Source organism: Sphaerisporangium cinnabarinum (genome assembly GCF_055567015.1).
On record NZ_JBVHRG010000007.1, the window covers coordinates 124,110 to 143,610 of the forward strand.

General features: G+C 74.1%; 20 protein-coding genes and 1 riboswitch. Of the genes, 10 read left to right on the forward strand and 10 right to left on the reverse strand.

All coding sequences use genetic code 11. The annotated features are described in order from the left end of the window. Positions 1-82: 82 nt before the first annotated feature. Positions 83-243, forward strand: a riboswitch (cyclic di-AMP (ydaO/yuaA leader). Positions 244-250: 7 nt separating this feature from the next. Continuing rightward, positions 251-1,063, forward strand: coding sequence for a C40 family peptidase (locus ACZ4MO_RS11850; protein ID WP_499278951.1), 813 nt, complete (start codon positions 251-253; stop codon positions 1,061-1,063). A 187-nt stretch (positions 1,064-1,250) separates the two neighbouring features. After that, positions 1,251-2,198 carry a universal stress protein gene (locus ACZ4MO_RS11855; RefSeq protein WP_175008969.1) on the forward strand — a complete coding sequence of 316 codons (948 nt, stop codon included), beginning with the start codon at positions 1,251-1,253 and terminating at the stop codon, positions 2,196-2,198. Between the two features lie 51 nt (positions 2,199-2,249). Here ACZ4MO_RS11855 and ACZ4MO_RS11860 read toward each other — a convergent pair whose 3' ends face one another. The 5 genes from ACZ4MO_RS11860 to ddaH all read right to left on the reverse strand — a co-directional run bounded on the left by ACZ4MO_RS11860 (position 2,250) and on the right by ddaH (position 7,950). Continuing rightward, complete coding sequence (locus ACZ4MO_RS11860; RefSeq protein ID WP_074808135.1) at positions 2,250-3,101, reverse strand: ABC transporter permease; 852 nt, start codon at positions 3,099-3,101, stop codon at positions 2,250-2,252. Further along, entirely contained in the window at positions 3,101-4,102 is a 1,002-nt protein-coding gene (locus tag ACZ4MO_RS11865) for an ATP-binding cassette domain-containing protein (RefSeq protein WP_175008968.1), read from the reverse strand. Before ACZ4MO_RS11865 ends, ACZ4MO_RS11860 begins: the two co-directional genes overlap by 1 nt. A 257-nt stretch (positions 4,103-4,359) precedes the next feature. Further along, a complete protein-coding gene (locus tag ACZ4MO_RS11870) occupies positions 4,360-5,643 on the reverse strand; it encodes an aspartate aminotransferase type Ic (protein WP_175008967.1) in 1,284 nt (427 codons plus the stop codon). Positions 5,644-5,653: 10 nt separating this feature from the next. Beyond that, on the reverse strand, positions 5,654-6,958 hold the full coding sequence (gene rocD, locus ACZ4MO_RS11875) for an ornithine--oxo-acid transaminase (protein ID WP_175008966.1): 1,305 nt from the start codon (positions 6,956-6,958) through the stop codon (positions 5,654-5,656). Beyond that, positions 6,955-7,950: a dimethylargininase gene (gene ddaH, locus ACZ4MO_RS11880; protein WP_342779583.1), complete on the reverse strand. Its 996-nt coding sequence runs from the start codon at positions 7,948-7,950 to the stop codon at positions 6,955-6,957. The genes rocD and ddaH overlap by 4 nt, the downstream gene beginning before the upstream one ends. Before the next feature lie 241 nt (positions 7,951-8,191). Here ddaH and ACZ4MO_RS11885 point away from each other — a divergent pair, with 241 nt between their 5' ends. After that, positions 8,192-9,133, forward strand: a complete 942-nt coding sequence (locus tag ACZ4MO_RS11885; RefSeq protein ID WP_255437213.1) for a PadR family transcriptional regulator — start codon at positions 8,192-8,194, stop codon at positions 9,131-9,133. Positions 9,134-9,233: 100 nt separating this feature from the next. Here ACZ4MO_RS11885 and ACZ4MO_RS11890 read toward each other — a convergent pair whose 3' ends face one another. The 3 genes from ACZ4MO_RS11890 to ACZ4MO_RS11900 are packed head-to-tail and all read right to left on the reverse strand — an operon-like array spanning position 9,234 to position 11,180. Then, on the reverse strand, positions 9,234-9,710 hold the full coding sequence (locus ACZ4MO_RS11890; protein ID WP_186810430.1) for an SRPBCC family protein: 477 nt from the start codon (positions 9,708-9,710) through the stop codon (positions 9,234-9,236). A gap of 11 nt (positions 9,711-9,721) precedes the next feature. Beyond that, positions 9,722-10,639: a hypothetical protein gene (locus ACZ4MO_RS11895; RefSeq protein ID WP_255437212.1), complete on the reverse strand. Its 918-nt coding sequence runs from the start codon at positions 10,637-10,639 to the stop codon at positions 9,722-9,724. A 22-nt stretch (positions 10,640-10,661) separates the two neighbouring features. Then, complete coding sequence (locus ACZ4MO_RS11900; RefSeq protein WP_175008964.1) at positions 10,662-11,180, reverse strand: OsmC family protein; 519 nt, start codon at positions 11,178-11,180, stop codon at positions 10,662-10,664. Between the two features lie 167 nt (positions 11,181-11,347). Here ACZ4MO_RS11900 and ACZ4MO_RS11905 point away from each other — a divergent pair, with 167 nt between their 5' ends. Together ACZ4MO_RS11905 and ACZ4MO_RS11910 are read left to right on the forward strand one after the other, a co-directional pair. Next, on the forward strand, positions 11,348-12,091 hold the full coding sequence (locus tag ACZ4MO_RS11905; protein WP_085387411.1) for an SDR family oxidoreductase: 744 nt from the start codon (positions 11,348-11,350) through the stop codon (positions 12,089-12,091). Positions 12,092-12,144: 53 nt separating this feature from the next. Continuing rightward, entirely contained in the window at positions 12,145-13,053 is a 909-nt protein-coding gene (locus ACZ4MO_RS11910; RefSeq protein WP_175008963.1) for an RNA polymerase sigma-70 factor, read from the forward strand. Positions 13,054-13,072: 19 nt separating this feature from the next. Here ACZ4MO_RS11910 and ACZ4MO_RS11915 read toward each other — a convergent pair whose 3' ends face one another. Continuing rightward, positions 13,073-14,494 carry an FAD-dependent oxidoreductase gene (locus ACZ4MO_RS11915; protein ID WP_175008962.1) on the reverse strand — a complete coding sequence of 474 codons (1,422 nt, stop codon included), beginning with the start codon at positions 14,492-14,494 and terminating at the stop codon, positions 13,073-13,075. Positions 14,495-14,681: 187 nt separating this feature from the next. Here ACZ4MO_RS11915 and ACZ4MO_RS11920 point away from each other — a divergent pair, with 187 nt between their 5' ends. Next, positions 14,682-15,557 (forward strand): thymidylate synthase, encoded by an 876-nt coding sequence (locus tag ACZ4MO_RS11920; RefSeq protein ID WP_499278956.1) that lies wholly within the window; start codon positions 14,682-14,684, stop codon positions 15,555-15,557. Beyond that, positions 15,557-16,096: a dihydrofolate reductase gene (locus tag ACZ4MO_RS11925; RefSeq protein ID WP_186810429.1), complete on the forward strand. Its 540-nt coding sequence runs from the start codon at positions 15,557-15,559 to the stop codon at positions 16,094-16,096. The genes ACZ4MO_RS11920 and ACZ4MO_RS11925 overlap by 1 nt, the downstream gene beginning before the upstream one ends. Before the next feature lie 28 nt (positions 16,097-16,124). On the opposite strand, the gene ACZ4MO_RS11930 is transcribed toward ACZ4MO_RS11925, so the two are convergent. Then, entirely contained in the window at positions 16,125-16,889 is a 765-nt protein-coding gene (locus ACZ4MO_RS11930; protein WP_051028107.1) for a GntR family transcriptional regulator, read from the reverse strand. Between the two features lie 233 nt (positions 16,890-17,122). Between ACZ4MO_RS11930 and ACZ4MO_RS11935 the strand changes: the two genes are divergently transcribed. The 3 genes from ACZ4MO_RS11935 to ehuD are packed head-to-tail and all read left to right on the forward strand — an operon-like array spanning position 17,123 to position 19,459. Next, positions 17,123-18,082: a transporter substrate-binding domain-containing protein gene (locus tag ACZ4MO_RS11935; RefSeq protein ID WP_175008961.1), complete on the forward strand. Its 960-nt coding sequence runs from the start codon at positions 17,123-17,125 to the stop codon at positions 18,080-18,082. A 10-nt stretch (positions 18,083-18,092) separates the two neighbouring features. Continuing rightward, the gene (gene ehuC, locus ACZ4MO_RS11940; RefSeq protein WP_175008960.1) at positions 18,093-18,821 is read left to right on the forward strand and encodes an ectoine/hydroxyectoine ABC transporter permease subunit EhuC; all 729 of its coding nucleotides are present in this window, start codon (positions 18,093-18,095) and stop codon (positions 18,819-18,821) included. Then, complete coding sequence (gene ehuD, locus ACZ4MO_RS11945) at positions 18,818-19,459, forward strand: ectoine/hydroxyectoine ABC transporter permease subunit EhuD (RefSeq protein WP_175008959.1); 642 nt, start codon at positions 18,818-18,820, stop codon at positions 19,457-19,459. Before ehuC ends, ehuD begins: the two co-directional genes overlap by 4 nt. The last annotated feature ends 42 nt before the right edge of the window (positions 19,460-19,501 follow it).

The following is a 19,501-nucleotide window of genomic DNA, read 5'->3' on the forward strand; positions in this document are numbered from 1 at the left end:
AGGGCTCCTGTACGGTCGTCCTGCTCCGTCGGGATACCCATCTGGCGGAGACCTCGCGCGGAACGCCTAACCCTGTCACCGCGAGAGGCCCACGACGACCCGATGACAGGGACGGGGGACCCACTTCCGGGTGCTGGAGACAGCGCCCTTGGGGTGAAGCCCGACGGACTTCGGTCCGCCAGGCCGGGTGACTCTTCCACCCGAACCCGACAGCTGACCTCGCAGGCGTCCAGGAGAGGCAACAGTGACCGTGAGCACGACTCGCGCCCGCCACCGCGCGGCGCGGCGTCCCGTGACGCCACTCAGCACCATCGCCCAGGCCGCATCGGACCAGATGTCGAGCGTCGGTCGTCGTACCGCCGTCGTCGCCGCGTCCTCCGGCCTCATCGTCTCGATGATCGGCGCCGCCGCCCCCGCGACGGCCGCCCCGGTCGACAACGAGTCCGGCAAGCTCAACGCCGTCGACCTCAGCGCGCTCACCGCGCAGGCCCGCCAGGCCCTCGAGGCCGCACCGGCCGTGACCGTCGCGGCCGACGCGGCGTTCACCATCGAGGAGGCCCCGGTCACCGTGACCCCGGCCCCCGAGCCGGAGCCGGAGCCCGAGCCCGAGCCCGTCCGCACCACGCAGACGAGCCGCACGCAGGAGCGCCAGTCCACGCAGTCGTCCTCGTCCGACGAGGCCCAGGCCCCGGCCCAGCAGGAGGCGTCGGTCGGCGCCCCCGCGTCGGCGCACGGCTCGGCGATCGTCTCGATCGCGGCCCGCTACGTGGGCGTGCCGTACGTCTACGGCGGCACCACCCCCGACGGCTTCGACTGCTCGGGCTTCACCAGCTACGTCTACGCGCAGGTCGGCATCAACCTGCCGCGCACGTCGGGCGCCCAGGGTTCGGTCGGCACCAAGGTGTCGCGCGACCAGGCGCAGCCGGGCGACCTCATCTGGACGCCGGGCCACATCGCCATCTACGCGGGCGACAACATGATGATCGACGCCCCGCGCCCCGGGAAGTCGGTCCAGTTCCGCCAGATCTGGCAGTCGAACCCCACCTTCATCCGCGTGGCCTGATCGCTCACCCGATCAGGACCCCTGCGGTCACTGGCTGGACGAACCCCGTCCGCTCGCACTCTGCGCGAGCGGGCGGGGTTCGTGGCATTCTTGACGTGTTCGTGACTCGTGGCAGACGGACGGCCGGGCCTGGTCTCGGCTAGGTTGGTCGTCCGATGGCACCGGGCCGTCGAGAGGAGAGTCGCTCATGACCCGCACGGAATCCGTCCTCGTCGGTGTCGACGGCTCGGCGCCGAGCCTCCACGCCCTGGACTGGGCCGCGGCGTACGCGTTGCGCGTCGGGTGGCCGCTCCACATCGTGTGCACCTACTCGCTGCCGTCGTTCACGGCGGCCTCGCTCGACGGCGGCTACGCGGCCCTCGACGACTCGGCCATCCAGGAGGGCGCGCGCGCCGTCCTGGAGGAGGCTCGCGCCCGCGCCGAGGGCGCCGGCGTCCGCACGACGGCGACCGTCACGACCGGCGACGCCGCAGGGGTTCTCGTCGAGATGTCGCGCGAGCACGCGCTCGTCGTCGTCGGCACCCGGGGCCGTGGTGGCTTCACCGAGCGGCTGCTCGGCACGGTCTCCTCCGCGCTGCCCGCGCACGCGCACTGCCCGACGGTCGTCGTGCCGTACCGCGCGGGCGGGAAGGACGACGAGGGCGGCGTCCAGGAGCTGCCGCCGGTGCGGGACCTGCGCCGGATCGTCGTCGGGGTGGACGGGTCGCCGTCCGCCGAGATCGCGCTGCGGCACGCGATCCGCCAGGCCCGCGCGTGGGACGCCGAGCTCGTCGCGGTCGCGGGCGTGCCGGTCGGTGCCGGTGCGGGCCTGCTCGCGTGGCTGCCGGCGTCGATCGACCACGAGCAGGTGCTCGCGGACGTCACCGAAGGGCTCAACGTCATCATCGACCGCCACGAGGCGGAGCACCCCGGGCTCACGATCAAGCGCATCGTGCTCGACGGCACGGGCGCCGAGCTCCTCACGGAGTTCTCCACGGCGTCCGACCTCATCGTCGTGGGCTCGCGCGGGCGTGGTGGGTTCCGCGGCCTGCTGCTGGGCTCCACGAGCCAGGCGGTGCTGCACCACTCCGCGTGCCCCGTCATGGTCGTGACCAAGAAGTGCGAGGACGACGCGCCGGCGGCCCCGGAGGGCTGAGCCGCCGGCACACCCGAGGGCGGCGCCCCGGCGGGTGTGCCGCGCGGGAGGTCAGCTCCGGTTGCGGTACAGCCGCATGGTGATCGGCGCGAGGATCGCGGTGAGCACGACCGACGCCACGAGGACCCACACGATCCCCTCCGTCGCGGGCTCGCCCGCCATGAGCCCGCGCACCGCGGTGACGAGATGCGTGACCGGGTTGACGTCGACGAAGCGCTGGAGCACGACGGGCATCGTCGACGGGTCGACGAAGATGTTCGATGCGAACGTGAGCGGCATGAGCACGAGCATCGACGTCCCCATGACGGCGTTGGGGGAGCGCAGGACGAGCCCGAGCGCCGTGAACACCCAGCTCAGCGCGAACGCGAACACGAGCAGCAGCACGATCCCCAGGACCACGCCGACGACGCCGCCCGGCGGGCGGAAGCCCAGCACGAGGCCGAGCGCGAGGGTCACGACCGACGCGATCGTGTACCGCACGGTGTCGCCGAGCAGCGCGCCGACGATCGGCGCGGGCCGCCACACGGGCAGCGACCGGAACCGGTCGAACACGCCCTTGCTGATGTCCGTGTTCATCGTGTAGCCGGTGTAGATCGTCGTGAAGAGCACCGCCTGCACGAGGATGCCGGGCAGCAGGAACTGCAGGTAGCTCTGCACGTCGCCGGCGAGCGCGCCGCCGAACAGGTACGTGAACATCAGCGTGAAGATGATCGGCGAGACCGTGACGTCGAACAGCTGCTCGGGCACGTGCTTGATCTTGAGCAGCGCGCGCCACGTGTACGTCAGGGTCGCCGAGACGGGGGACGGGCGGTCCGGTCGCCGCTCGAGCGCGACCGCCGCCCGCAGCGCGTTCGCCTCGGGCGCGCGCAGCTCCGCGGCTGTGGTCGTAGGGTCCGCGGCCATCAGGCCACCTCCTCGATCGTCTCGTCGTCGTCCATGGGCTGGCCGGTGAGCGCGAGGAACACCTCGTCGAGGCTGGGCTGGCCGAGCGTGAACTCGGGCACCGCGATCCCCTCGTCGCCGAGAGCGGGCAGGATCCGCGCGACGTCCGCCGCGCCGTCGTCGGGCACGCGCGCGGTGAAGGCGTACGGGTCGTTCGCGAGGGTGATGTCGGTGCCGAGCAGCGCGCCCACGACCTCCGCGGCCCGGCCCCGCTGCGTCGCGTCCGCGAGGCGCAGGTGGACCGCACCCTCGCCCACCGAGCGCTTGAGCTCGGTCGCGGTGCCTTCCGCGATGACCTTGCCGTGGTCGATCACGGCGATGCGGTCGGCGAGCTGGTCAGCCTCCTCCAGGTACTGGGTCGTGAGCAGCACGGTCGCGCCGTCGGCGACGAGCACGCGCACGATGTCCCACACCTGGTTGCGGCTGCGCGGGTCGAGGCCGGTGGTCGGCTCGTCGAGGAAGATGACGCGCGGGCTCATGACGAGGCTCGCCGCGAGGTCGATCCGCCGCCGCATGCCGCCCGAGTACGTCTTCACCTGGCGGTCGCCCGCGTCCCCGAGCCCGAACGCGTCGAGGAGCTCGGCGGAGCGACCGCGCGCCGTGCCCCCGAGGAACCCGTACAGCCGCGCGAGCATGACGAGGTTCTCCGTGCCCGTGAGGTCGTCGTCCACGGACGCGTACTGCCCGGTGAGCCCGACGACGGACCGCACCTTGTCGGCGTCGTGCACCACGTCGTGGCCGAGCACGCGCGCCGTCCCCGCGTCGGGGCGCAGGAGCGTCGCGAGCATGCGGACGGCGGTCGTCTTGCCCGCGCCGTTCGGCCCGAGGACGCCGAAGACGGTGCCCTCCGGGATGAGGAGGTCGATGCCGTCGACCGCCTTGGTCACCGACTTCCCGGTCGTGAAGTGCTTGACGAGGCCGCGTGCCTCGACGGCGAGGTCGCCGCGTGCAGGTTCGGTCATGTCCCCTCCTGGCCGTTGCCGACGGGCCGCCCGGAACCTCCGGGTCACCCACGCACCCACCGACCGCCCGGGTCGGCAGAACTCATCGGTCGTGCACGTCTCTCCATCGTGCGCCGAGAAGGACACGGAAGACCAGGACGAGACGCTGACGCCGCATCGGGCGCCCGAGAGTCGAACAGGCGGTCGTGGCGCGTCAGGAGACCGGGACGCGCCACGACCGCCTGCTCGGCGGAGGAAGGGGGAGGGAGGGGGACCGGCTACTTCGCGGCGTGCTCCGCGGCAGCGAGGAGGACGCACGTCGCGACGCCGTCCATCGCGACGCGGACCTCCTCGATCGGGGGGAGGGTCGGGGCGAGGCGGAGGACCTTGTCCTCCGGGTCCTGGCCGTAGGGGAACGGGGCGCCCGCGGGCGTGAGCGCGATGCCGGCGGCCTTCGCGAGCTCGACGACGCGCGACGCGGTGCCCGGCACGACCTCGAGGCTGACGAAGTAGCCGCCCTTCGGCTCGGTCCACGACGCGACGCCCGTGCCGCCGAGACGGTCGGCGAGGATGCGCGTCACGGCGTCGAACTTGGGGGCGATGATGTCGCGGTGCTTGCGCATGTGGGTGCGCACGCCGTCGGCGTCGCCGAAGAACAGCGCGTGCCGGAGCTGGTTGACCTTGTCCGGGCCGATGGACTGGGCGGACAGGTGCTTCTTGTACCAGGCGACGTTCGCGGGGGACGACGCGAGGAACGCGACGCCGGCGCCCGCGAACGTGATCTTCGACGTCGAGGCGTAGAGGATCACACGGTCGGGGTGCCCGGCGTCCGCGGCGAGCCCGATCGCGTCGGCGCTCGTCACCTCGTCGTCGGTGAGGTGGTGCAGCGCGTACGCGTTGTCCCAGAGGATGCGGAAGTCGGGGGCGGCGGCGGGCACGGACACGAGCGCCCGCGCGACCTCCTCGGTGACGACCGAGCCGTCCGGGTTGGCGTACGTCGGCACGACCCACATGCCCTTGATCGTGGGGTCGTCGGCGACGAGCGCGGCGACGGCCGCGGCGTCGGGGCCGTCCGCCGTCACGGGGACGGTGACCATCTCGATGCCGAGCGCCTCGCACACCGAGAAGTGGCGGTCGTAGCCGGGCACGGGGCAGATCCAGCGGACCTTCTCCTCGCGGCCCCACGGACGCTCGGAGCCGGGCACGCCGAAGAGCGTCGCGTACGCGAGCGTGTCGTACATGAGCGTGAGGCTCGCGTTGCCGCCCGCGAGGAGCTGCTCGACGGGCACGCCGAGCAGCTCGGCGAAGATGCGCCGGAGCTGCGGCAGCCCGTCGAGGCCGCCGTAGTTGCGCACGTCCGTGCCGTCGGCGTCCGTGTGCACACCCTCGCCCGGGAGCGCGAGCAGGGCCTCGGAGAGGTCGAGCTGCTCGGTTGAGGGCTTGCCGCGCGTCAGGTCGAGCTTCAGCCCCAGCGCCTGCAGGTCGGCGTACGCGCGACGCAGGTCGTCGAGGGACGACGCGAGGGTGGTGGTACCGGGTGCGGTGGGCTCGGGCGTGGTCACCCTCCGGACTCTACCGACCCCGCGCCAGGTCCGTCAGGGCGTCCTCCAGGGCGGACAGCCCGGTCTCGAGATCCTCGGTCGTGATCGTGAGCGGGGGAGCGAGGCGGATGGTCGAGCCGTGCGTGTCCTTGGCGAGGACGCCGCGCGCGAGCAGCGCCTCGCACAGGTCGCGTCCCGTCCCCCGGGCGGGGTCGAGGTCGAGGCCCGACCACAGGCCGAGGCCACGGACGTCGTCGAGCAGGCCCGCGTCGACGAGCCCGGCGAGACGGTCCTGGAACCCGGCGCCGAGCTCGCGCGCCCGCCGCTGCGGCTCGCCCGTGCGCAGGAGCTCGACGACGGCGAGCCCGACCGCGCACGCGAGCGGGTTGCCGCCGAACGTGCTGCCGTGCGTCCCGGGCGTGAGCACCTCGAGCACGTCGCGCCGTCCGACGACGGCCGAGACCGGCACGATCCCGCCGCCGAGCGCCTTGCCGAGGGTCACGAGGTCGGGCCGCACGCCCCACGTCTCGGTCGCGAGCGTCGCACCGGCGCGCCCGAGGCCGGACTGGATCTCGTCGGCCACGAGGAGCACGTCCCGCGCGGTCGTGATCGCGCGCAGGCGCGGCCAGTAGTCGTCGGGCGGCACGACGACGCCGGACTCGCCCTGCACCGGCTCCAGGAGCACCGCGACGGTCGTGTCGTCGATCGCGGCGGCGACCGCGTCGGCGTCGCCGTAGGGCACGAGCCGGAACCCCGGCGTGTACGGGTCGAACCCGCGCCGGGCGTCGGGGTCGTCGGAGAACGACACGATCGTCGTCGTGCGGCCGTGGAAGTTCCCGGAGCCGACGACGACGGTCGCCTCGCCCGGGGGCACGCCCTTGGCGTCGTAGCCCCACTTGCGCGCCGTCTTGATCGCGGTCTCGACGGCCTCCGCGCCCGTGTTCATCGGGAGCACGAGGGAGTCTTCGCCGCCCGTGGTGAGCGGCCCGACGAGCGCGGCGAGCGCCTCGGCGAACGGGTGCAGGAGGTCGTGGTCGAACGCCCGCGACGTGAGGGTGACGCGGCCGAGCTGGCGTGTGGCGGCGTCGACGAGCGCGGGGTGCCGGTGCCCGAAGTTGAGCGCCGAGTACCCCGCGAGGAGGTCGAGGTAGCGGCGACCGGTCACGTCGGTGACCCACGACCCCTCGGCGCTCGCGACCGTCACGGGCAGCGGGTGGTAGTTGTGCGCGAGCGCGCCGCCGCCGCTGCCGTCACCCCGACGGCCGCCGTCGAGCCGGCCCTCGGCGTGGCTCCCGCCCGTGCCGCCGCCCGACGCGCGGACCTCCTGGGCGGTCACGACGCGCTCCCGGACGGCGCCGGGGCATGGACGGCGGGCTCGCGGACCTCGAGCGTGCAGCACTTCGCCCCGCCCCCGCCGCGCAGGAGCTCCGACGTGTCCACCGCGACCGTCTCGTAGCCGCGCTCGCGCAGCGCCCCGGCGAGCCGGTCCGCGCGCGGCGAGTGCACGACGTGCGTCCCGTCGCTCACGGCGTTGAGCCCGAGCACGGCGGCGTCCTCCTCGGTCGCGAGGAGCGCGTCGGGGTAGCGCTCGCGCAGAACCTCCTGGGCGGCGGGGGAGAACGCGGCGGGCAGGTAGACGACGTCGACGGGCGGCGGGCCGGTGAGCGCGGGGTGGGCGGCGTCGGCGGGGCGCGCGCCGTCCTCGGGCACGGGGGCGCCGGTGCTGCCCTCGTTGCCGCGCAGCACCGTGAGGGCCGTGTCGAGGTGGTAGAACCGCGGGTCCACGAGCTCGAGCGTCACGACCTCCCGGCCCCACAGGGCCGCGGCCTCGGCGTGCGCGGCGCGGTCGGTGCGGAAGCCGGTGCCGGCGAGCACGACGTCGCCCGCCACCAGGAGGTCGCCCTCGCCCTCGTTGACGTGCTCCGCGAGGTGGGTGACGTATCCGTGGTCGGCGAACCACTTGAGGTAGGCGGGGCCCTCGGGCCCCCGCTCGGGGTGGGTGAAGCGCGCGGAGTACACGAGGCCGTCGACGACGGTCGCGCCGTTGGCCGCGTAGACCATGTCCGGGAGGCCGGGGACGGGGTCGATCGTCTCGACGGTGTGGCCGAGGTCGCGGAAGGTGTCGCGCAGGCGTTCCCACTGCGCGACGGCGAGCGCGGTGTCGACCGGCGTGTGCCGGTCCATCCAGGGGTTGATCTCGTAGCTGACGGTGAAGTACGTCGGCCGGCACATCAGGTAGTGCCGGGGCTGGCCTGGGCGCATCGCCGCCTCCTCGCGGGAGCCGGGCCGCCGGGGTGGTGCGGCCCGGGTGGGTGCCGGACGGGGGATGCGTCCGGTGCTGCTGGTGGGCTGCCGGTTGGCTGCTGGAAGTCAGCGTACGTCCGGGAGGTGTGCACGTCCTGGGACGGCGCGCGAGCGACGAGGGCGTTGACAGCGATATTCTATCGATATATCGTTACCGTATCGCTGAGCCCACCACGTGGCTCGCGACGACCGCGCGGCCGGACCGGCCCGCCACGCTCCGCGGATCACCCGGAGCCCTCGATCACACGCACAGGAGACACCACTCATGCACCACGCACACCAGCACCGGGGCACGACCCCGGAGAACGTCCAGAACATGTCCCAGCCGTTCGGCGAGCGACCCGGGCCGCGCCCGGACCGCCGTCGTCGTGACGGCTTCCCGCCCGTGCCCGACGACGCGGCGTGGTTCCGCGGCGACGGCCCCCGTGGCCGCGGCGGAGCCCGCCGCGGTGGCGGGCGCGGGTTCGGCGGACCGGCCGACGGCGGCCGAGGCTTCGGCCCCGGCGGCCCGGCTGACGAGCGTCGCGGGTTCGGCCCCGGACCGGGAGGCCCCGGGTTCGGCCCGGGCGGTCCCGGCTTCGGGCCGGGTCACGGCGGTCGCCGGCACGGGGGCCGCGGTCGCGGCCCCGGGCGCGCCGGCCGCGGAGACGTCCGCGCCGCCGTCCTGCTGCTCCTCGCCGAGCAGCCCATGCACGGGTACCAGGTCATCCAGGAGATCGCGGAGCGCAGCGAGGGCCAGTGGCGCCCGAGCCCGGGCGCGGTCTACCCGGCGCTGAACCTGCTCCAGGACGAGGGGCTCGTCGAGCTCTCGGCCGACGGCGGGCGCCGCCTCGCGACGCTCACCGAGGCGGGCGCCGCGTACGTCGCGGAGCACGCCAGTGAGCTGGGCGACCCGTTCGCCGACGCCGCCGGTCGCGGCGGCCGCCCGCGGCGCGAGCTGCGCGCGGGCGTCGAGGCCGTGGCTGCGGCGGTCCACCAGGTCGCCCGCACCGGCACCGACGAGCAGACGACGGCCGCGGCGGAGCTCCTCGAGCGCACGCGCCGCGAGCTCTACCTGATCCTCGCGGGCCCGGCCGTGCCCGATGCCACGCCCGGCACAGCCCCGGGTGCCACGGCGACCGCTGCGGGCGACCGTGCGCCGTCGGGCAGCCCGGTGGAGGACGCTCCGGTGGAGGACGCGCCGGTCGAGGACGGGCCGACGGCCTGACCTCCCCTACCGCGGACCCGGGGTCGCGCAGCACCGGCGCTGGTCGGTGCGGCGCGGCCCCGGGTCCGTCGCGTCCGCGGGGCGGCGGGCCGCCGGCGACCTACCGGCGGGCGCGCAGACGCGCGTCGAGGCGGCGCAGCGACACGTGCATCATGACGCGCAGCGCGACCCCGACGAGGGGCGCGGTGACCCCGCGGGGGACAGGCCCGGCGAGGTAGGCCTCCTCCCACCACACGACCCGGCAGCGGCCCGTGCCGAGCGGTACGACCTCGAAGCCCGCGTCGCCGAGCAGCGCCGGACCCAGCTTGCGGATCCGCGTGCTGCCCGGGCGGCCCGCCGCCACGGACGGGCGGTCGAGCGACTCGACGACCATGCGGTCCGGGAAGCCGCGGCCCGTGCGGCGGACGAGCGGGCCGCTCACCATGGTGAACCGGTCGCCCACCTCGGGGCCCCGGCCCGCCGGGGTCGTCATCACCGTGAGGGGGATGAACCGCGGATGGGTCCGCGGGTCCGCGACCCACGCGAACGCGACGGACGCGTCGACGTCGAGCTCGCGCGCGACGGCGACGCGCCGCACGCCCCGGGTCGTCACTCGGCGTCGCGGGCGGGGGAGCGGTCGCGACGCCCCCGCCCCGGCAGCAGCCGACGACGGCGGCGCGGTCCCGCGTCCTCGGGGACGGGGACGAGCCGCGGCGACGCGTCCTGCACGGGCGACTCCACGACCTCGAGGAGCCGGCCGAACACCGACGGCGGCGGACCGAACGCGCGCCGCGACTGGGCGATCACGCCGTGCCCGAGCGCCCGCGCCCCCGCCACGCCCACGACGGCACCGACGCCGAACGGCACGAGCCGGCCGAGCGCGAGCCCGGACTGCTTCGCGAGCTGGGTGCGCAGGAACCGGTTGCCGAGCGCCTTGTTGACCTTGACGAGCGTCCCGGCGGGCATGCTCGTGAGGAGCACCTTGCCCCACGCGAGGCCGGACCCCTGGGTCGCGCGCTCGACGTCGCGCGCGCCCTTCTCGCCGAGCACCGTGGCGAGCAGGAGCGCCCGACGGCGGCCGACGTCGTCCACCGCGATGCCGTGCACGTCCGCCACGGCGAGCGCGAAGGCCGCCGAGGACGCGAAGAACGTCGCGACGTCGCTCGACGTCAGCGCGATCCCCACCCCCGTCCCGACCGCAGGGAAGGCGGCCGCCGCGCCGACGGCGCCGCCCGCCGTCTGGATGACGAGCAGGTACTCGCGCTCGAGGATCCGGACGATCTGCGCAGGGCTCGCCTCGGGGTTGCGACGGCGCACCGAGTCGACGTGCGCCCGGATGACGTGCGACGGGATGGTCACGGCCTTGTCGAGCGCGGCGTCGAGCAGCGGGGTCGGCCGGTAGGCGGACCACTCGACCGCGTCCTGCGTCGACAGGTCCCTGCGCCCGGGCTCCCGGGGCGGGGTCCCGTACTCGGGCGCGCCGCCGCGCGGCACGGGGCTTCTCGAGGGGTCCTGCTGGTGCGCCATGGCGCCTCCCGTCATCCCGTGGTCAGGCCTGGGTCTCGACCTCGCGGCCGGCACCCTCCGGCTGGAACAGGTACTCGACCTCGGCGCCGGCCTTGACCGTCCGTCCTACCGTGCACGCCTTGTCGATCGCTCGCGCGGCGACGGTGACGAGACGGTCGCGCGCGTCGTCGTCGAGCGACGTGAGGTCGATGTCGTACGTGCCCGTGATCTTCGGGTAGCGCTCCTCCTCGAGGAGCTTGTCGCCCTGGACGTGGATCGTCACGGCGTAGTCGTCGCCGAGGCGGCGGGCGAACGTGCGGTCCGTGCTCATGCCCGCGCACGCGGCGAGGGCGATCTTCAGCAGCTCGCCGGGCGTGAACACCGCACCCTCGCCCGCCGGGCCGATCGAGACCTCGGCGCCGCGCGCCGACCGGCCCGTGTACGTGCGGGTGCCCGTGCGCTCGACCCACAGCGCGTCGGCCGGGGCGGGCGACGGCGCGGGGACGTCGTGCGCGGCCTCGTCGGCGGCGTTCAGGGAGCTCTCGGCAGGCTGCGTCGTCATGCGTGAATCCTCGCACTCGTCGGGTCGCGGCGTCGGGGCGTCCGCCCTCCGGGGAACGTGCGGCGGGCGCGCGCGATTCCCGCGCGCGCGTGCCTGTCACACCGGGGACGGTCGTCCGGTCGTGAGGGTGATGCGCGGCACCCGCCGCGCCGGAGAGAGGAGACATCATGAGAGTCGTCGTCGTCGGAGGCACCGGGCTGATCGGGAGCCAGGTCGTGCAGGACGTGCGCGACGCCGGGCACGAGGTGGTCGTCGCCGCGCCCAGCACCGGCGTGGACACGTTGTCCGGCGCGGGTGTCGACGAGGCGCTCGCGGGTGCGGACGTGGTCGTCGACGTGTCGAACTCGCCGTCGTTCGCGGACGACGACGTCCTGCGGTTCTTCGAGACGTCCACCCGCACGCTCCTCGACGCGGAGGCCCGCGCCGGGATCGGGCACCACGTCGTCCTGTCGATCGTCGGCACGGACCGGACCGACGCCGGCTACCTGCGGGCCAAGGTCGCCCAGGAGCGGCTCGTGCGTGCTTCCGGGCACGGGTGGTCGGTCGTGCGCGCGACGCAGTTCTTCGAGTTCGCGCGCTCCATCGCGGACGGCGCGACCGTCGGCGGCGTGGTGCACATCCCGCCCGTCGCGTTCCAGCCCGTCGCCTCGGCGGACGTCGCGCGCACCGTGGCCGACGTCGCGACGGGTGTGCCGCTCGCGGACGTCGTCGAGCTCGCGGGGCCGGAGCGGTTCCGCTTCGACGAGTTCGTCCGCGAGGCGCTCGCGGCGCAGGGCGACGACCGGGAGGTGGTCGCGGACCCGGAGGCGACCTACTTCGGGGCGCAGCTCGTCGAGGACGCGCTCGTGCCCCGGGGGGAGTCCCTGCGAGGTGCCACGACCTTCGCGCAGCACGCGGAGCGCGTCGCGTGACGTCGTCGTGCGGCAGGGCCGCGCGAGCCTGGTCCGCGTCGTAGCGTGGCGGCATGAGTCTCGGCCCACGAACGCCCGAGAGCCCCGTCGTCCGGGAGGACGAGGGGGCTCTCGACGCGTTCCTGAGCGTCCGGTCCCGGCTCTTCGGCATCGCCTACCGCATGCTCGGCAGCGCGACGGAGGCGGAGGACGTCGTGCAGGAGGCGTGGGTCCGCTGGCAGGGCACGGACCGGTCCGTGGTGCGGAACCCGGCGGCGTTCCTCACGACGACGGTGACGCGGCTCGCGATCAACGCCGCGACGTCCGCCCGTGCGCGCCGCGAGACGTATGTGGGTCCGTGGCTCCCCGAGCCCGTCGACACCTCGGACGACCCCGCCCTGGGCGCGGAGCGGGCCGAGGCGCTCGAGATCGCGACCCTCGTGCTGCTCGAACGGCTCGGGCCGGTCGAGCGCGCCGTCTACGTGCTCCGCGAGGCGTTCGACTACCCGTACCGGCGCGTCGCGGAGATCCTCGACCTGACGGAGGCGAACGCCCGGCAGCTCGCGCGTCGGGCGCGGGAGCGGCTCGGCGCGCGCCCGGCGGTCCCGGTCGACCCCGGAGAGCACCGTCGGCTGCTCGACGAGTTCGTGGCCGCCGCGCACGACGGCGACCTGGCCCGCTTCGAGCGGTACCTGGCCGACGACGTGGTCGCCCGCCCTGACGGCGGCGGGAAGGTGCACGCGTCGCGCGTCGAGCTCGTCGGACTCGCGCGGGTGTCGCTGTTCCTCGACAACGTGTGGCGCAAGTACTGGGCGGACGCCGTGGTGCACGTCGTCGAGGCGAACGGTCGCCCCGCGCTCCTCGTCGTCGTCGACGACGCGCCGTTCGCCCTGGTGTCGCTCGACGTGACGGCGCGCGGGATCGAGCACGTGTATCTCCAGGTGAACCCGGAGAAGCTCGGCGGCTACGCGGCCGCGGGCTGACGCGCGGCCGCGTACCGCCTCAGGCGACGCGAGCCGGCTCGTCGCCGTGCGTCGCCGCAGCCCGTGCCGCGGCGTCGGCGTGCCCGGCGGTGCTCGCCTCGGTGGAGCCGACGTCCGCCCGCGGCACGCCTGCGACGAACGCGGCGCGCGGACGCTGCACGGCGCTGAGCGAGACGACGTCGCGCCCGAAGATCGCCGCGGTCAGCCAGACCGCCAGGACCCGGACCTTCCGCTCCCAGGTGGGGATCGCGAGCACGTGGTACCCGCGGTGCGCGAGCCAGGCGAGCGCGCCGCGCACGACGAGCCCGCGGTACTCGAACAGGCCCGTCCCGATCCCGAGCGTCGCCACGACACCGAGGCTGCCGTGCCGGTAGGGGTGGGTCCGGCGCCCACGTCGGACGGCGACCAGGTTGCGCGCGAGGCGTCGCCCCTGCCGCACGGCGTGCTGCGCGTTGGGCACGGTGAGCGCACCCGGTCGGGCGGTCGAGAGATCCGGCACGGCTGCCCCGTCTCCCGCGGCCCAGGCGTCCGGGACGAGCTCGTCGCCGGTGCCGACCCGGAGGTCCGCTCGCGTGACGACGTACCCCCGAGCATCCACGGGCAGGTCGGTGTGCGTCGCGACGACGGGGTTCGCGGCGTTCCCCGCCGTCCACACGAGGAGGCCCGAGGCGAACTCCTCCCCGGTCGAGAGCCGGACGACGCCGCCCTCGGCCGACTCGAGCCCGGCGCCCAGGTGGACGTGCGCCCCGCGGGCCTCGAGCCGGCCGACCACCCAGCGGCCGGGGCGGTCGGTGACCTCGGGCAGGATCCGTGGGCTCCGCTCGACGAGGTGGAACTGCACCTCGGGCGCCGCGATCTCGGGGTAGAGGTGCAGGAGGTCGTGCGCGAGCGACAGGAGCTCGGCGAAGCCCTCGACCCCGGAGAACCCGCCGCCGACGAACGTCACGGTGAGCAGGCGCTCGCGCTCCGGACCCCGCGGCAGGCTCGCGGCACGGTCGAACGACGTGAGCAGGCGGTCTCGGACGGCGACGGCCTCCTCGACGTGCTTGAGGCCGATCGCGTGCTCTGCGACGCCCGGGACGGGGAAGACTCGCGTCACCGCGCCTGCGGTGACGACCACGGTGCCGTACGGCAGCCGGTACGCCGGACCGGACCGGGGCTGCACGACGACCGCGCGGTCCGCGTGGTCGATGCGCGTGACCGTGCCGTCGACGAGGCGCGTCCGGCGCAGGTGGCGTCGGTGCGAGACCGCTGCGTGGCGTGCCTCGACCGAGCCCGCGACCACCTCGGGCAGGAACGGCTGATAGGTCATGTACGGGCGGGGGTCGACCAGGACGAGCTCGATCTCGCCGCGCCGCAGCTCGCGCCGCAGGTCCTTCTCGAGCTCCCGGGCCACGGTGAACCCGGCGTAGCCCCCGCCGACGACGACGATCCGTTCCATCACGAGCCTCCTGGTGCTTGTGGGCGCCTCTCCGACGTCCCTACCCCTCCGACCGATCCGGACGTCGTCGCGTGACATGACGTGCGTCACGCCGACCGCGAGGCCGCGAGGTCGCGGACCGTCGACGTGGGGACTGGCCGGCCGCGGTGTTTGACCCACCCCGTGGCGACGACCGACACTGGCGACCGTGGCCCCCGACGCACCCTCCTCGACCCTTGCCGTGGCGACCGAGGGCGAGCGTGCGCCGTCGGGCAGCGCGCCCGGGCCCGTGCCCACCCCGTACGAGGACCTCCTGCGCGACGTCCTCGCGCACGGCACGCCCAAGGGCGACCGCACGGGGACCGGCACGCGCAGCGTGTTCGGCCGCCAGCTCCGGTTCGACCTCGCGCAGGGCTTCCCGCTCGTCACGACCAAGCGCGTGCACCTCAAGTCCGTCGCGTACGAGCTGCTGTGGTTCCTGCGCGGCGACTCGAACGTGCGCTGGCTGCAGGAGCGCGGCGTGCGCATCTGGGACGAGTGGGCCGACGCCGACGGCGAGCTCGGACCCGTCTACGGCGTGCAGTGGCGCTCGTGGCCGACGCCGGACGGCCGCCACGTCGACCAGGTCGCGCAGGTGATCGAGCAGATCAAGGCGAACCCCGACTCGCGGCGGCACATCGTCTCCGCGTGGAACGTCGGGGAGATCGAGAACATGGCGCTGCCGCCGTGCCACGCGTTCTTCCAGTTCTACGTGGCCGACGGGAAGCTGTCGTGCCAGCTCTACCAGCGCTCGGCAGACCTGTTCCTCGGCGTGCCGTTCAACATCGCGTCGTACGCGCTGCTCGTCCACATGGTCGCCGCGCAGACCGGCCTCGAGGTCGGCGACTTCGTCTGGACCGGCGGCGACGTGCACATCTACGACAACCACGTCGAGCAGGTGCGCGAGCAGCTCACGCGCGACCCGTACCCGTACCCGACCCTGCGCCTCGCGCCCCGCGACTCGATCGACGCCTACGAGTACGAGGACATCGAGGTCGTCGGGTACCAGCACCACCCGACGATCAAGGCGCCGATCGCGGTCTGATGCTGGGACTGATCTGGGCCCAGGCGCGCGACGCCGCCGGGCGGCCCGTCATCGGCGCGGGCGGCACCATGCCGTGGCACCTGCCCGAGGACCTCGCGCACTTCCGACGCGTCACGTCGGGCCACCCCGTGGTCATGGGCCGCCGCACGTGGGACTCGCTCCCGCCGCGGTTCCGGCCCCTGCCGGGGCGCCTCAACGTCGTCGTCACGCGCCAGGAGGCATGGGTGCCCGACGGCGGCCGCCCCGCCGGCGAGGGCGGCGCGCCCGTGCGCGTGGCCGGGTCGGTCGACGCGGCGCTCGCGGACGCTCGCGCCGCGGCCCGCGCGAGCGGCTCCGACGAGGTGTGGGTCATGGGCGGCGCCCAGCTCTACGCCGCGACCGTCGCCGACGCGGACCGGTGCGTGGTCACCGAGATCGACACCGTGGTCGAGGGTGACACGTACGCGCCCGAGATCCCCGCGGGCAGCGTGCGAGACGTCGGGGAGTGGCAGGTCTCGCAGACGGGCACGCGGTACCGCGTCGTCTTCGTGTCTCGCTGATCAGACCCGCGCGACCGCAGCGTGCGGGTCAGAGCAGGCCGGTCGGTTCGATGGGGTCGAGGCGCGGCGGCGGGACGGGGTGGGGCTCCTCGAGCGTCTCGACGTCGGCGTCCTGCGGGGCGGTGAGCCGCGCGACCGCCGCGTCCAGGTTGGCGGTGATCGCCGTGACCAGGCCGTCGGCGTCCCGCTGCTCGAGGCGGGTCACGATCTCCTCGTGGGACGCCGCCGAGTCGGCACGCACGGCGTACTCGTCGCTCACGGTGAAGCTGGCGACGCGCACCTCGACGATGAGGGTGGTCATCCACCGCAGGAGCCACGGGTTCCCTCCCGCCGCGACGAGCGCCCAGTGCAGGTTGAGGTCGGCGTCGCCGATGCGGCGAGGGTCCTGGGAGGCTCCGGCCGTGACGAGCGCGTCGTACGCGGTGCGGACGGACGCGACGTCGGTCTCGGAGGCGCGGGCGACGGCGAGCCGCGCCGCGGCGGTCTCGACGCTGGTGCGCGCGGCGTAGAGCGCGGGGATGCGGTCGCGCCCGATGGTCACGACGCTCAGGCCGCGTCCCGGCGTCGCGGTGAGCAGGCCCTCCTGGACCAGCCGCTGGGCCGCCTCGCGGAAGGGGCCGCGGCTCACGCCGAGCTGCCCGGCGATCTCGACCTCGCGGATGGGTGAGCCGACGCGCAGCGCGCCGGAGTAGATCGCGTCGCGCAGCTCGCGCGCGATGAGGTCGACCGTCGAGGGTCGGGTCACCGGCGAGAGGAACGGTGCGGTGAGCGGTGCGCGCGAGGCCGGGCTCATCGGCTCTCTCCCTCCGAGGTCGTGGTCGTGCGGTCGATCGAGGTCACGATCGGGTATCACATCATCCCCTGTCGGCGACGCTCGATCGGACGAACGCGCACGTGGGCACCGATTGTAGACAATCAGACGCTCTGACCGTTCGATTGTCGAACGGTCGACAGAAGGCTAACGTGGTCGACCGTCCAACCAGCCATGACCGTCACGCCCCGGCGTCGACGGGCACGAAGGGAACCATGACTTCCACGCGAACCACCGCGCACCGGCGCCGCGCCCTGCTGGGTGCCGGCACCGTCGTCCTCCTCGCCGCCACCGCGGCCTGCACGAGCGTCGACGGGGGTGGCGCCGGCGAGCCCGGGACCGCGTCCGCGGACGGCGGCGCGCTGGAGGCGCTCCAGGACCGCGGCACCATCACCGTCGGCTTCGCCGGGGAGGCCCCCTACAGCTACGAGGAGGGTGGGGAGCTCACCGGGGCGACCGTCGCGCTCCACCGCGCGATCTTCGCCGAGCTGGGGATCGAGACGGTCGAGGGTGTGAACACCGAGTTCGGCTCCCTCATCCCGGGGCTCACCGCGAACCGGTTCGACGCCGTCAGCGCCGGGATGTCGATCCTCCCGGACCGTTGCGCGCAAGCCGCCTTCAGCGAGCCGGAGTTCATGTACACCACCGCGTTCATGACGCCCGCGGGGAACCCTGACGGCCTGACGGACATGCAGTCCGCCGCCGACGCGGGTGTCCGGCTGGCAACGATGACGGGTGCCATCGAGGGCGACTACGCCCGAGAGCTCGGCATCGAGAACCTCGAGGTCGGCTCGCCGCAGGACGGCCTCGACGCCGTCGTCGCCGGGCGCGCGGACGCCTTCGCCCTCACCGGCATCTCGCTCAACCACCTCGCGGACAGCTCCGACGCCCCGGTCGAGGTCACCGAGTCGTTCGTCGCCGAGATCGACGGCGTCCCCCAGATCGGTGCCGGCGGGACGGTCTTCCGCACGAGCGACACCGCGCTGCTCGAGGCGTACAACGAGAAGCTCGCCGAGATCGTCGCCGACGAGGACCGCTATCTGGAGATCGTGGGGGAGTTCGGCTTCACCGCGTCCGAGCGTCCCGTGGAGGGCCTCACCACGGAGAAGCTCTGCGCCGGCGACCTCGACGCCCTCGCCACCGAGCTCGCCCCGGAGCTCGGCGCGGACTCCTGAGGGACGCCGGGTGTCCGACAACCTCAGCACGCTGCTCGACGCGCTGCCGCGGCTCGGCGAGGGCGTGCTGGTCACCCTCCAGCTCACGCTGGGCGGTGCCGCGCTCGCTCTCGTCCTGGCGCTGCTGCTCGGTCTCGGCTCGCGTGCGCACCGCCTGTGGGTCCGTGGCCCGTCACGCGTCGTCGTGGAGTTCTTCCGCGGCACGTCGCTCGTCGTCCAGCTCTTCTGGCTCTTCTACGTCCTGCCGGTCTTCGGCTTCCGCATGGAGTCCCTCGCGTGCGGCATCCTCGCGCTCGGGCTCAACTACGGCGCGTACGGCGCCGAGGTGGTCCGCGGGTCGATCAACGCCGTGCCGCGCGGGCAGTGGGAGGCGGCGGTCGCGCTCGACCTCGGTCCCGTGCACCGGCTGCGCCGCGTGATCCTGCCTCAGGCGTGGGCGCTCATGATCCCGCTGCTGACCAACCTGCTGATCCAGCTCCTCAAGGGGTCTGCCCTCGCCACCTACATCCTGCTGCACGACGTCAACTACTTCATCGAGCAGCTCCGCCGCAGCACGCAGGACACGTTCTTCTCCTACTCCGTGGGTCTGCTCGTCTACTTCGCGCTCGCCTACGCGCTGACGCTCGGCATGAACGCCCTCGAGGTCCGGGCGAAGCACCGGCTCGGCCGCGGACCGTCTCTTCGTGAGGTGCTCCGTCTCGCACCGGTCCCCGCCACGGCGAGGGGAGGTGCCGCATGAGCGACGTCTGGAGCTGGGAGCGCGCCGCCCAGGCGCTCCCGCCGATCCTGGAGGGCTTTCGCGTCACGCTGCTCGCGACGGTCGTCGGCACGGCGATCGCCGCGGTGCTCGGCCTCGTCGTCGCGCTCGTGCGACGCTCGCCGTCGCGGTGGGTCAGCGCCCCGGTGGGCCTCGTCGTGGAGTTCGTCCGGTCGACGCCGCTGCTCGTGCAGCTCGTGTTCGTCTACCTCATGCTGCCGGGCGCCCCGGCGCTGGTGGTCGGCTGCGCGGTGCTCGGCGTGCACTACGCGACCTACATGTCGGAGGTCTACCGGGCGGGGATCGACGCCGTCCCCCGCGGCCAGTGGGAGGCCGCGAAGGCGCTCGACCTGCCTCGGCCGCGCGTGTGGCGCGCGGTCGTGCTGCCGCAGGCGATCCGCAAGACGCTGCCGGGGCTGGGGAACTACGCCGTCTCCATGTTCAAGGAGACCCCGTTCCTCTTCGCGATCAGCGTCGTGGAGATGTTCACTGCCGCGCAGCAGTTCGGGGCCCGCACGTTCGTCTACACCGAGGCGCTCACGATGGTCGGCCTGCTCTTCCTCCTGGCGAGCTACCCGACATCGCTCCTCGTCCGCAGATTGGAGAATCGCCTTGCCTGAGACCACTGCCCCCGAGGGTGCCCGCGCGCCGGTACCTGCGAC

Coding starts and splice junctions, on each gene's coding strand:
- ACZ4MO_RS11915 (WP_175008962.1), bottom strand. CDS start 14,494: ATGGAACGGATCGTCGTCGTCGGCGGGGGCTACGCCGGGTTCACCGTG.
- ACZ4MO_RS11905 (WP_085387411.1), top strand. CDS start 11,348: ATGAGAGTCGTCGTCGTCGGAGGCACCGGGCTGATCGGGAGCCAGGTC.
- ehuD (WP_175008959.1), top strand. CDS start 18,818: ATGAGCGACGTCTGGAGCTGGGAGCGCGCCGCCCAGGCGCTCCCGCCG.
- ACZ4MO_RS11860 (WP_074808135.1), bottom strand. CDS start 3,101: ATGGCCGCGGACCCTACGACCACAGCCGCGGAGCTGCGCGCGCCCGAG.
- ACZ4MO_RS11885 (WP_255437213.1), top strand. CDS start 8,192: ATGCACCACGCACACCAGCACCGGGGCACGACCCCGGAGAACGTCCAG.
- ACZ4MO_RS11895 (WP_255437212.1), bottom strand. CDS start 10,639: ATGGCGCACCAGCAGGACCCCTCGAGAAGCCCCGTGCCGCGCGGCGGC.
- ACZ4MO_RS11865 (WP_175008968.1), bottom strand. CDS start 4,102: ATGACCGAACCTGCACGCGGCGACCTCGCCGTCGAGGCACGCGGCCTC.
- ACZ4MO_RS11910 (WP_175008963.1), top strand. CDS start 12,145: ATGAGTCTCGGCCCACGAACGCCCGAGAGCCCCGTCGTCCGGGAGGAC.
- ACZ4MO_RS11855 (WP_175008969.1), top strand. CDS start 1,251: ATGACCCGCACGGAATCCGTCCTCGTCGGTGTCGACGGCTCGGCGCCG.
- ACZ4MO_RS11900 (WP_175008964.1), bottom strand. CDS start 11,180: ATGACGACGCAGCCTGCCGAGAGCTCCCTGAACGCCGCCGACGAGGCC.
- ACZ4MO_RS11930 (WP_051028107.1), bottom strand. CDS start 16,889: ATGAGCCCGGCCTCGCGCGCACCGCTCACCGCACCGTTCCTCTCGCCG.
- ACZ4MO_RS11935 (WP_175008961.1), top strand. CDS start 17,123: ATGACTTCCACGCGAACCACCGCGCACCGGCGCCGCGCCCTGCTGGGT.
- ACZ4MO_RS11925 (WP_186810429.1), top strand. CDS start 15,557: ATGCTGGGACTGATCTGGGCCCAGGCGCGCGACGCCGCCGGGCGGCCC.